General features: G+C 64.7%; 8 protein-coding genes and 1 pseudogene. 3 read left to right on the plus strand and 6 right to left on the minus strand.

What is annotated here, in order from left to right; all coding sequences use genetic code 11:
* From ABZE94_RS16340 to ABZE94_RS16360, 5 genes and pseudogenes are all read right to left on the minus strand, one after another.
* Positions 1 to 389 (minus strand): annotated as a pseudogene (locus ABZE94_RS16340) (RND family transporter); the annotation flags it as partial.
* 67 nt (positions 390 to 456) lie between these two features.
* Positions 457 to 1,482, minus strand: coding sequence for a WD40/YVTN/BNR-like repeat-containing protein (locus tag ABZE94_RS16345; RefSeq protein WP_372876549.1), 1,026 nt, complete (start codon positions 1,480 to 1,482; stop codon positions 457 to 459).
* Positions 1,483 to 1,651: 169 nt separating this feature from the next.
* Entirely contained in the window at positions 1,652 to 3,013 is a 1,362-nt protein-coding gene (locus ABZE94_RS16350) for a DUF1329 domain-containing protein (protein ID WP_372876542.1), read from the minus strand.
* Between the two features lie 18 nt (positions 3,014 to 3,031).
* Positions 3,032 to 4,648, minus strand: a complete 1,617-nt coding sequence (locus ABZE94_RS16355) for a DUF1302 domain-containing protein (protein WP_372876543.1) — start codon at positions 4,646 to 4,648, stop codon at positions 3,032 to 3,034.
* A gap of 196 nt (positions 4,649 to 4,844) precedes the next feature.
* Positions 4,845 to 5,612: a coniferyl-alcohol dehydrogenase gene (locus ABZE94_RS16360; protein ID WP_372876544.1), complete on the minus strand. Its 768-nt coding sequence runs from the start codon at positions 5,610 to 5,612 to the stop codon at positions 4,845 to 4,847.
* A 282-nt stretch (positions 5,613 to 5,894) separates the two neighbouring features.
* Between ABZE94_RS16360 and ABZE94_RS16365 the strand changes: the two genes are divergently transcribed.
* From ABZE94_RS16365 to ABZE94_RS16375, 3 genes are all read left to right on the plus strand, one after another.
* Positions 5,895 to 7,733 carry a sigma 54-interacting transcriptional regulator gene (locus tag ABZE94_RS16365; RefSeq protein WP_372876545.1) on the plus strand — a complete coding sequence of 613 codons (1,839 nt, stop codon included), beginning with the start codon at positions 5,895 to 5,897 and terminating at the stop codon, positions 7,731 to 7,733.
* A 576-nt stretch (positions 7,734 to 8,309) separates the two neighbouring features.
* Complete coding sequence (locus ABZE94_RS16370) at positions 8,310 to 9,392, plus strand: Rieske 2Fe-2S domain-containing protein (RefSeq protein ID WP_372876546.1); 1,083 nt, start codon at positions 8,310 to 8,312, stop codon at positions 9,390 to 9,392.
* Positions 9,389 to 10,342, plus strand: a complete 954-nt coding sequence (locus ABZE94_RS16375) for a 2Fe-2S iron-sulfur cluster-binding protein (protein ID WP_372876547.1) — start codon at positions 9,389 to 9,391, stop codon at positions 10,340 to 10,342. Before ABZE94_RS16370 ends, ABZE94_RS16375 begins: the two co-directional genes overlap by 4 nt.
* A 178-nt stretch (positions 10,343 to 10,520) precedes the next feature.
* Here ABZE94_RS16375 and ABZE94_RS16380 read toward each other — a convergent pair.
* A partial coding sequence (locus ABZE94_RS16380; RefSeq protein ID WP_372876548.1) for a GntR family transcriptional regulator occupies positions 10,521 to 11,054 on the minus strand: 534 nt, incomplete at its 5' end.

Genomic DNA, 11,054 nt, shown 5'->3' on the forward strand with positions numbered 1-11,054 from the left:
CAACGGGTGGTCGGCGTCCACAGCGACTTCATATAGGGTTTGTCGACGCCCGGCAGCAGGTAGATCTCGTCGTTGAGCTTGGCCAGGGTGTCGAGGTAGTCGGCGCTGAAGATATCGCCCTGCTCCGCCGTCACGGCGATGCGCAGGGCATTGCCCAGGCCGCTCAGCTCACTGCGCTCGGCAAGGAAATTGAGCACGAACGGATGCTTGCTGGGGATGGTCTTCTCGTAGCTGGCGTTGATGCCGATACTCGCGGCTTGCCAGCCGAGCACCAGGGTGGCCAGCAGGCACAGCAGGATCACCCAGGGCCGGTGGTTGAAGATCAGCCGCTCCACCCGATTGCCCGAAGCGCGGTCGAAGTCTTCCAGGCGGTCGATCAGGCTGTGCATTGCGCTCGACGGTTTTTCGTATTTCACATCTGACTCCTAACTACGCGGGGTGCGCTGGCGTGGCCGCTCAAGGGCGGGCCACGGCCTGGATATCCTGGCGGGCGGACAAACCGCCCAGACCGACGCTGGTCAGGCTGCCATCGGCCGCCTGCTCGACGGCGGCGACAGTCGCGCCCTCACGGGTGCGCCGATGTTCAAACTGCATGCCGCCATCGCCGCTGAGCAGCAATTCACCGCTCTGGCTGGCCAACAACAGGCGGCCGTCGTTCAGCTCCAGGCCGGCGGCCAGGGCCGACTCCACGCCGGTGTCCAACTGGCGCCAGCTGTCGCCGCGGTCGCTCGACCACCAGGCGTTGCCGCGCAGACCGTAGGCCAGCAGGCCGCCGCTGCGGCTGGCCAGCAAACCGAAGAAACTGCCCTCATAGGGCGACTCAAGCGCCTGGAAGGACTGCCCGCCATCGCTGGAACGCAGCAGCAACCCGCGCTCGCCGGCGATAAACAGCTGATCGCCCTGGGCGCGAATGCCGTACAGGTTGAGGCCCGCGGGGTTTTCCACCTGGCCCATCCAGGCCTGCCAAGTGCTGCCGCCATCGTTGGTACGCAACATCAGGCCGTAGGCACCGACGACATAGCCGTGCCGGCGGTCGCTGAAATACAGGTCGAGAAAGGGTTTGTCCGGGCCGTCGGCGACCAGCCATTCGGCGGCTTTCAGCAGTTTGGCATCGCCGCTCTGCTGGGCCGACGCCAGCGCCAACTGCGCGGCTTGGACGCCGTCCAACTGCTTGTTCCAGGTCTCGCCTCCGTCCGCGCTGTGCAGGACCACGCCGAGATGCCCCACCGCCCAGCCCTGTTCGGCGTCGACGAATTGCACCGAGGTGAGGCTGACGCTGGCCGGTACCTGGGCCTGGCGCCAACTCGCCCCGGAATCGTCCGAGAGCAGGATGATCCCGCGTTCGCCGACCGCCACCAGGCGTTCGCTGGCGCGGGTCACGGCCAGCAGCACGGCACGCTGCGCCTTGGCGCTCTGCAGCGCCGGCTGCTCGAGCAGGGGTATCTGCGCGCCGGCCGCAGACTGCGCCGCCGTTTGCGCCATCGACCAGCCGGGCAACAGCAGCGCGGTCAACAGCAGGGGCAACGCCCGGGTGAATGAACAGTTACCGATCATATGCGCTCCAACCACTGCAGAAGAATTATCCAGAGGGCCAAGCCCCACGCACCGACACCAAGGCATAGGCGCGTGGAGTAAGCCCTCAGCAGGTCAATCAGCGCATGCTGTCGCTGGCCATGGCATCGGGAGTGAAGAACGACGCCGACGGACGCGGATAGGCCTGGTACTGCACCTTCAGGTCATTGGCCGCGGCGTTGAGGAAGTAGGCGCCGGTCTCCAGGTTGTAACTGCCCCACATGACGTTGGCGGTCAGCACCGGCATTTCCGGGGCGAGCAGGGTCAGCGAGTAGTTATGCCGGCCCAGCTTGCCCTGCGCGTCGTAACCGTCGATCAGCAGCACCTGCCAGGAGTCCTCGTCCACGTAGTAGGTGCGCTTGGGCACCACGTGGCGCTTGCCGGCCTTGAGAGTGGCCTCGACCACCCACACCCGGTGCTTCTCCCAGCGCACCAGATCGGGATTGAGGAAGCCAGGCTTGACCAACTCGTCGCTGCTCGCCGCCGCCGCGCGGTTGTTGTTGTAGGGCACCAGCAGTTCCTTCTTGCCGACCAGTTTGAGGTCGTGACGGTCGGTCGGGCCGAAGATCATGAAGGCCTCGTCGAAGAAGCCCACGCCCGAGGTGACGAAGTCCGGGGTGTCGTAGGCGACGTTCGGCGCACGGCGCACGCGGCGCTGGCCGACCAGGTACTGCCAGGCGGCGCGCTTGGCCGGGTCCATGTCCCAGTGGGTCATCAGGCCTTCGCCGGCCTTGGACGACGGCTGCTCGGTGGCCAGCTTGCCGATCAGGTGTTTGCCGCCATAGGTGTCCAGGCTGCCTTCCTTGAAGTAGTAGGGATGCTGGTACCAGAAGCGGGCACGGGTGGCCTGAAGCTTCTTGCCGCCGGCGGTCATCAGCCAGGTGTCGAATGGCACGTAGAAGGTGTCGGCACCCTGCCAGGACAGCCGGTAGTTCCACAGCACCTCGGCGCCGTTCTGCGGCAGCGGGAAGGGAATCCCGCCGTAGGCGTCGCTGACTTTCTCGGTGGCCTCCTCGAGGGTGGCGCGGGTGGCGTTCTGCAGGGTGTTGTCGTACACCCATTGCGGCGCCGCGGCGCTACGCCGGGTCGGATAGACGTCCAGGCGGTAGTCCGGGTACTTCTTCAGCAGCGCCTGAGTGCCCTCGGCCAGCTGCTCGGCGTACTGCGCCATATTGCTCGCGCTGACCGAGAACAACGGCTTGTCGGCGGCGAACGGATCGGCGCGCTTGTCGCCGCTCTGGTAACCGGCCGGCGCCTGGGTGTAGCCGCCGGTCCACTCAGGGATGCTGCCGTCGGCGTTGCCGGCGCGCTCGCCGCCCAGGGGCGTGAGGTCGGCATTGAGCCGCGCGGCCTGGTCCGGGGAGACCGCCGCCTGCACCAGGCCAGTGGTCAATAAGGCAATGGCCAAGGCCGAAATACGCAAGGAAGATTTGCTGTGCATGGCGAATAAAACCTCTTATTAGAATGTGGTTTTCACGTAGACGGAGACGAAATCGCGGTCGGCCAGCGACTGCGCATAGCTGAAGTTGCCGTCCTCACGCAGCCCGGCGCCCTTCTTGCCGAAGAAGTTCACGTAGTTGACGCCGAAGTCCCAACGCTGCAGGTAGGTGGCCTTGAGCCCGAGGCTCCAGTCGCCAGCGTGGCTGTTGCCAAAACCGGCCTTGCTCACCGCCGAGGAACGCCCGTCGAGCACCACGCCCAGGCCCACAGGTACGCTCAGGTCGAGGCCGTCGGCCACCTGGAAGTACGCCGGCTCGGCCAATATGCGCAACGCCGTGGCGTCGCGGGTGGTGTTGGAATCCAGCGCCGCGCGGTTGTCGGTCACGCTCAGGGTGCGGTTCCAGGCCAACTCGGCGATTACCGAACCGCCATCCCAAAGCTCATTGGGCGACAGCAGGTAGATGGTCGAGAGGTTGATATGTGCGGTCTTGCCCTTGGCATAGAGCGCGTCGCCGTTGTTGTCCGCGGCCATGCCGGGCGCCACCACCTGCAGGTTGCTGACCAGGGGCGCGTCCCAGCGCAACGAGGCCTCGCCGGCGAAGTTGAACGGCCCGGATGCCGTGGAGAAGCTGGCACCGACGGTCTTGATGTCCTCGGCGAACACCTGGTGGTAGGTAGCCAGGGACGGCACATCCAGGTACAGGCCGCTGGGTGTCTTGTCGTGGTATTGGGCGGCATAGAAGCCGAGTTCCAACTCGGTATCTTCCGGCTTGTAGCGCAGTTGCACACCGCCCTGCCCCGAGTCCTTGGCTTCGATGTCCTTGCCATGCCGGGTTTCGCTACCGAACACCGTAAACAAGGAACCGGAGCCTTCGCCAACGGCATCGACATCGCTCAGGTAGCTGCCGGCACCCGGTACATTCGAGCGCTCCCAGTCGAACTGGTAGTAGGCGCCGACCGACAGGCGCGGGTTGATCTGCAACTGACCGGAGACCTGATTGACCGGACGCAGGATTTCCTTGAACTGGGTACCCGGTACGCTGAGCAGCTTGACCACGTCGATCGGCCCCTGGGCGTTGGCGATGCCGTTGCCGCCAAAGAACAGGCTTTCGCCGTAGATCAGGCTGTGCCGGCCCAGGCGCAGGGTGCCCTGGGACGCCTCACCGACATTGCCGCGCACGAACACGAAGGCGTCGAGGATCTCGGCATCGCGGCCATGCAGTTTGCGGGTCTCGCTGAGGAAGTCCTTCTGCAGGTCGCTGTCGGTGTCCTGGTTGTAGATATCGTCGTACCAGGCCGCGCCACTTATGCGCAGACCATAGTTGCGGGTGCTGAGATCGAACTCGGAAAACACATCCAGGCGGTTGGATACCAGGCCACGATCGAAGTTGTTGTCGCCCTGGCTCTGGATATTCGGATAGAGCCCGCCGGCGGTCGGCGAGTCGGTGATGGCGCTGTCCTGCCCTTGCAGGCGGTAGGCCAGGCTGTATTTGAGGGTGTTGTCCCAACGCGCCCGCCACTCGGAATCGCCCAGGTCGAACTGCATGGCACTGGCGCTCGACAGGGGCAGTGCGGTGCAGATGGCGGTGGCCAGTGCGGCACGCATGAAGGTGGCAAGACCTCTATTGTTGTTCATGGCTTTCCTCATTGTTCTTATTATCGAAACTGCCCGTCGGCCACATGGCCGCCGAGGCTGGATGGTTTGTTCAGTGCAGTGGACTTGCTCCGGCTACAACGCCTTGTTCGATCTCCCGAGGTTCAGCCGCCGTTGAATTCCAGGTCCACTGCCGGCACAACAGCACCGGCGTAGTGGACCCACCCAGTGATGCGGATCAGAGATAGGTCGAGGCCAGGCCGCCATCCACCGCGATGTTCACGCCGTTGATCCAGCGCGACTCGTCGGCGCAGAGGAAGGCGATCACCGGGGCGATCTCGTCGGCATAGGCCGGGCGCTTCATGCGGTGGGCATCGGCCTGCGCCCGCTCGGCGCCGAGCATGGTCACGAAGTCGTTGAGAATCGGAGTGAACACCGGGCCGGGGGCCACGCAGTTCATCCGCACCGAGGTGTCCATAAACCAGGGTTGCGCCTGGATCTGGGTCCAGACGATCAGCGCTTCCTTGAAGTACTGGTAGCAAGTCTGGTCAGGCACCGGGTTGTCGCTCAGCCAGGCTTCGCCTGCGGCGAAACCGCAGACCAGGCCGAGGGCGCGGTGCAGTTCCAGACGCTGCGGCCATTCGGCGCCGAGCACCGAGGACACATTGACGATCGCCCCGCCCTCGCGGATGCGCGGCAGCATGGCCTCGCTCAAATGGCGCAGGCCCAGGTAGTTGACCCGCGCCAGCAACTGCGGATCGGCGGTGCCGGGCACCCCGGCGATATTGCACAGGCCATCGACCTGCGCCGGCAGCTGCTGCACGGCGGCATCGATGGCATCGGGATGGCTGAGGTCGGCCTGGACGAAAGCATCCAGGCTCAGGCTGGGTTCGTTGCGGTCCACACCTATGACGGTGGCCCCATGAGCACGCAGGGTTCGGGCAGTTTCGGCGCCGATGCCCGAGGAAACCCCGGTCACGACTATCGTCTTGTTGGTCAGCTTCATGCGGGTTTCCCGATTCAGTCGTGCTTGTACTGCTGGCGAAAGGGCGGCGGCAGCCAAGCCATGTTGTTATTGCCGAATTAGTTAATGTCGGTAACTAGTTCTAGCAATCGATATGCCAGCTAATGGCAATAACCAACAAGCCCTTGAAACACGCCGCTTACAGCGGTTGCAGACGGCTAGAAGCTTCGGACGAAAGGTGCTGAAGGCCTCAAAAAAGTGATGATTTCAGTAATTTCATGCTGCACTATGCGGATTATGATTAATCCGATTAAGGGTTTTCCGATGGCAGACAAGCTGATTTCCCTGGCCGAACTCTCCCGCAATACGCGCAAAACCCCCACCCGTGGCGCCAGCGAGCAATTGCCGCCAAGCGCCGCCCCCACCCTGCAGGACCTGACCGAAGCCCTGCTGTTCAGCCCCGGCGACGGGCGCATCTGGCTGAATGGCGCGCGCATGCTGCTGATGCACAGCAGCGGCCTCGGTGCACTGCGCCGCGAGCTGATCGATAGCATGGGTCTGGCCCGCGCCCGCGGCATCATGCTGCGCACCGGCTACCACTGCGGCGCACGGGATGCGGCGCTGGTCAGGGAACGCTTCCCCGAGGCCGACACCCTGGCCGTATTCGCCGCCGGCCCGATCATTCATGCGATCGAAGGCGCGGTGAAGGTCGAAACGGTGCACTTCGAATTCGACATGAACCTGGGCACCTATTACGGCGAGTTCCTCTGGCACCACTCCAGCGAGGATGACGAGCACATCGCCCACTACGGCATCGGCACCGAGCCGGCCTGCTGGATGCAGACCGGCTACGCCACCGGCTACACCTCGGCGATGGTCGGCCGACTGATCCTCTACCGCGAGGTCGAATGCCGCTCCACCGGCTCCAACATCTGCCGGCTGATCGGCAAACCCGCGGAGGAATGGGACGATGCAGAGGAAGACCTGGCTGACCTCAACGCCGAACCCTTCGTCGGCAGCGGCGGCAGCACGGCCGCACGCAAGGCCAGCGAGAAAAGTGCCGATAAAGGCGCCCTGCCGACCGCCCTGCAAGTCGATCCGACACCGGCACAGGACAGCGACATGGTCGGCATCTCCTCGGCCTTCAATGCCGCCTGCCATATGCTGCGGCGGGTCGCGCCGACCCAGGCGACCGTGCTGTTCACCGGCGAATCCGGGGTCGGCAAGGAAATGTTCGCACGCATGCTGCACCGCATCAGCCCGCGTACCGACGCGCCCTTCGTCGCGATCAACTGCGCCGCCATCCCGGAAAACCTGATGGAGTCGGAACTGTTCGGCGTCGAGCGCGGCGCCTTCACCGGCGCCACCCAGTCGCGCGCCGGACGTTTCGAGCGCGCCGATGGCGGCACCCTGTTCCTCGACGAGATCGCCACCCTCAGCCTGGTGGCCCAGGGCAAGCTATTGCGCGCCCTGCAGGAAGGCGAGGTCGAGCGGGTCGGCGGCAGCCGTACCCTCAAGGTCGACGTGCGGGTGGTCGCCGCGACCAACATAGACCTGCGTGCCGCCGCGCAGCGTGGCGAGTTCCGCGAGGATCTGTTCTTCCGCCTCAACGTATTCCCGATCCACCTGCCGCCGCTGCGCGAACGCAAGGAGGATATTCCGCTGCTGATGACCCACTTCCTGCAGCGTTTTACCCAGCGCCACGGCCGTCAACTCAGCGGCTTTACCCCGCGTACCGCCGACACCCTGCTCGGCTATGACTTCCCCGGCAATATCCGCGAACTGCAGAACCTGGTGGAACGCGGCGTGATCAGCGCGCCGGACGGCGGCGCCATCGACCTGTCGCACCTGTTCACCAGCGGCGAACGCCTGGCCCAGCCAATGTTCTCCATCGGCGTGCGCGGTCAACTGGCCGCGGCGCCGAACGATCAGGTGCAAACCGACAAGCAGACCAGCCCAGCCCCGGCGCAATCACCGCAAGCACTGCACGCGTTGTTCGGCGACAAGGACCTGAGCCGGTTGTCGTTGCAGGAAGTCGAAGACGCGATGATCGACCACTGCATGAACGAGGTGAAAGGCAACGTCTCCGAAGCCGCCCGCCGCCTCGGCCTGACCCGCGCGCAACTGTCCTATCGCCTGTCGCGCCGACCGGCGGGCGAGTAGCCAATCGCCCGTAGGGTGCGCCGCGCGCACCATCGCCACGATCACCCGGTGCGCGTAGCGCACCCTACGGAGTTCACGCAGCAGCGTGGATTGAGCAATCACTATCCCTCCAGCTCAAGGACCAAGACCGTAGGATGGGTGGGGCCGCCTAGGTCGGGCCGCGCAGGTTAGGCGCCGGCAAATTGACCTGCCGCCAGAAGAGCAAGCGCGCCGTAACCCATCATCGATATTCGCCCCGCCACGGCACCCCGCTTTAGCCGCGAACGCTTCGCCACACAACGCGAACATCCCAGCCAGACACCTTCAAGCACTAGCCCCGAGCACCTCCCTCGGCGAGCGCACCACGGAAACGACTCGATCTGCCGGCGAACAACTGGATCCAAATACAAAGAATCTCCAAAGCCGGAACATCCGGCCAGCACGCCAAATAACGCTTAACCATCCATAAATATATTTAACTGGCCGATAATCGACCACAAAAAGCCCTACGCACAGCCATTTACTTTGACACTCAACCACGCCACGGCAATCATTGGATCCAATAACAACAAACAAAGGCCCACTCAGGAGAGCCCCATGTTCCCGAAAAACACCTGGTACGTAGCCTGCACCCCGGATGAGATCGCCGAGAAACCCCTCGGCCGGCAAATCTGCGGAGAGAGAATCGCCTTCTATCGCGGGCCGCAAGGCAAGGTCGCGTCGGTCGAGGATTTCTGCCCGCACCGTGGCGCGCCGCTGTCCCTGGGTTTCGTCGAGGACGGCCAGCTGATCTGCGGCTACCACGGCCTGGCCATGGGCGCCGACGGCAAGACCGCCGACATGCCGGGCCAGCGCGTACGCGGCTTTCCGTGCATCCGCAGCTATCCGGTGGAGGAGCGTTACGGCTTTATCTGGGTCTGGCCAGGTGACGCCGAGCAGGCCGACCCAGCGCTGATCCACCACCTCGAATGGGCCGACAACCCGGCCTGGGCCTATGGCGGCGGCCTGTTCCATATCAACTGCGACTACCGCCTGATGATCGACAACCTGATGGACCTGACCCACGAGACCTATGTGCATGCCTCCAGCATCGGCCAGAAGGAGATCGACGAGGTCGCGCCAGTGACCAGGGTCGAGGGCGACAACGTGGTCACCAGCCGGCATATGCAGAACATCATGGCCCCGCCGTTCTGGCGCATGGCCCTGCGCGGTAACGGCCTGGCCGACGATGTGCCGGTGGACCGCTGGCAGATCTGCCGCTTCACCACGCCGAGCCATGTGCTGATCGAAGTCGGCGTGGCCCACGCCGGCAAGGGCGGTTATCAGGCCGCGCCAGCCGACAAGGCGGCGAGCATCGTGGTCGACTTCATCACCCCGGAAACCGAGACCTCGATCTGGTACTTCTGGGGCATGGCGCGCAGCTTCAAGCCCGACGACCAGGAACTCACCGACAGCATCCGCGAAGGCCAGGGCAAGATCTTCAGCGAAGACCTGCAGATGCTCGAGCAGCAGCAGGCCAACCTGCTGGCCCATCCGCAGCGCGCCCTGCTCAAGCTGAATATCGATGCCGGCGGCGTGCAGTCGCGACGCGTCCTCGAACGCCTGATCGCCCAAGAGCGTGCAGCGACCGAACCGGCCGAACTGATTGCCAGCACCGCCGGTGCAAGGAGCACCCCATGATCGAAGTATCGGTAGTCGCACGCAACAACCAGGCCCAGGATATCTGCAGCTTCGAACTCGCCCGCAGCGACGGCACGCCGCTGCCGGCATTCACTGCCGGCGCCCACATCGACGTGCACCTGCCCGGCGGCCTGATCCGCCAATACTCGCTGTGCAACCACCCAGATGAAAACCAGCGCTACCTGATCGGCGTGCTCAAGGACCCCGCCTCCCGCGGCGGTTCCCAGGCCATGCACGAGCAGATGCAGGTGGGCCAAACGCTGCTGATCAGCGAACCGCGCAACCTCTTCCCGCTAAGCGAGGATGCCCAACGCAGCCTGCTATTCGCCGGCGGCATCGGCATCACCCCAATCCTGTGCATGGCCGAGCGCCTGCACCAGCTCGGCGCGGATTTCCAGCTGCACTACTGCGCCCGCGCCAGCGAACGCGCAGCCTTCGTCGAGCGCCTGCGGGCCTCGCCCTTTGCCGAGCGCGTGCACCTGCATTTCGACGACGGCCCAGCCGACCAACGCCTGGATGCCGCCGCGTTGCTCGCCGAGCCCGATCCCGGCACGCACCTGTATGTCTGTGGCCCCGGTGGCTTCATGGAGCATGTACTGAGCACCGCCAAGGCCCAGGGCTGGGCCGACCAGCGCGCCCACCGCGAATATTTCGCCGCCGCACCCATTGATCACGACAACGACGGCAGCTTCGCCGTGCAGATTGCCAGCAGCGGCCAGATCATCCAGATCCCCACCGACAAAAGCGTCGCCGAAGCCCTGGAGGCCTGCGGCATCGAGATTCAGCTGTCCTGCGAGCAAGGCATCTGCGGCACCTGCCTGACCCGGGTGCTGGCCGGCGAACCGGAACACCGCGACCTGTTTCTCACCGAAGCCGAACAGGCGCTGAACGACCAGTTCACGCCTTGTTGCTCGCGGGCGAAGAGTCCTTTGCTGGTGTTGGATTTGTAGAGCGTAGGGTGGATCGGAGCGCGTAGCTGACGACTCACCCATTCACCAACCGCGATGGTGGATGAAAAAGGCGTCATCCACCCTACCTCGCTCGTGCAGCCCGGATGCAATCCGGGGCAATCTGGCGTCGAGCAAATCGCTCCCGGATTGCATCCAGGCTACGACCTGAGATCCGCGCCTACGACAGCTCTTCTGCCAGGCCCTTCTGAATCACCTTGAGCCCCTCGCTGGCGACCTTGCTCGGGCCGAAGATCTCCGCATAGCGCAGGGTCGCATTGGCATGCTCGCGCATGATCGCCTCGGCCCGCGCGCCCTGGCCGTTGACCAGGGCGTCGAACACTGCGTGGTGCTGCATATGGGCGAAATTGAAGCGGCGGTATTCGCGGGCCATGTCGTGCAGGTCGACCGCCAGCGAGCTGACCGAGGCGAATGGCAGGTGGTCGTTGCGCGCCAACGCCTCGGCGATGGCCGGGTTGCCGCTTGCTTCGATGATCAGGTGATGGAAGCGCATATTGAGGTCGTGGTAGGCCTCCAGGTCTTCCTCCAGCACATGGCCTTTGTGGAATAGCCGGTCGCCCTGCTCCAGACATTGCTGCAAGGCCTCGCGCACCTCGGCATCGATACCGCGCTCCGCCGCCTGGCGCGCGGCCAGGCCTTCGAGCACCCCGCGCACCTCGACCGCCCCGGCGATATCGGCCGGGCTGACCGCGCG

The sequence above is a fragment of the Pseudomonas sp. genome (genome assembly GCF_041601375.1).
Taxonomy (GTDB): Bacteria; Pseudomonadota; Gammaproteobacteria; order Pseudomonadales; family Pseudomonadaceae; genus Aquipseudomonas.

What these genes read in the sequence shown, in the direction of transcription:
- ABZE94_RS16365 (WP_372876545.1), top strand. Translation starts at nt 5,895, where the DNA reads ATGGCAGACAAGCTGATTTCCCTGGCCGAACTCTCCCGCAATACGCGC.
- ABZE94_RS16345 (WP_372876549.1), bottom strand. Translation starts at nt 1,482, where the DNA reads ATGGCGCAAACGGCGGCGCAGTCTGCGGCCGGCGCGCAGATACCCCTG.
- ABZE94_RS16350 (WP_372876542.1), bottom strand. Translation starts at nt 3,013, where the DNA reads ATGCACAGCAAATCTTCCTTGCGTATTTCGGCCTTGGCCATTGCCTTA.
- ABZE94_RS16370 (WP_372876546.1), top strand. Translation starts at nt 8,310, where the DNA reads ATGTTCCCGAAAAACACCTGGTACGTAGCCTGCACCCCGGATGAGATC.
- ABZE94_RS16355 (WP_372876543.1), bottom strand. Translation starts at nt 4,648, where the DNA reads ATGAACAACAATAGAGGTCTTGCCACCTTCATGCGTGCCGCACTGGCC.
- ABZE94_RS16360 (WP_372876544.1), bottom strand. Translation starts at nt 5,612, where the DNA reads ATGAAGCTGACCAACAAGACGATAGTCGTGACCGGGGTTTCCTCGGGC.
- ABZE94_RS16375 (WP_372876547.1), top strand. Translation starts at nt 9,389, where the DNA reads ATGATCGAAGTATCGGTAGTCGCACGCAACAACCAGGCCCAGGATATC.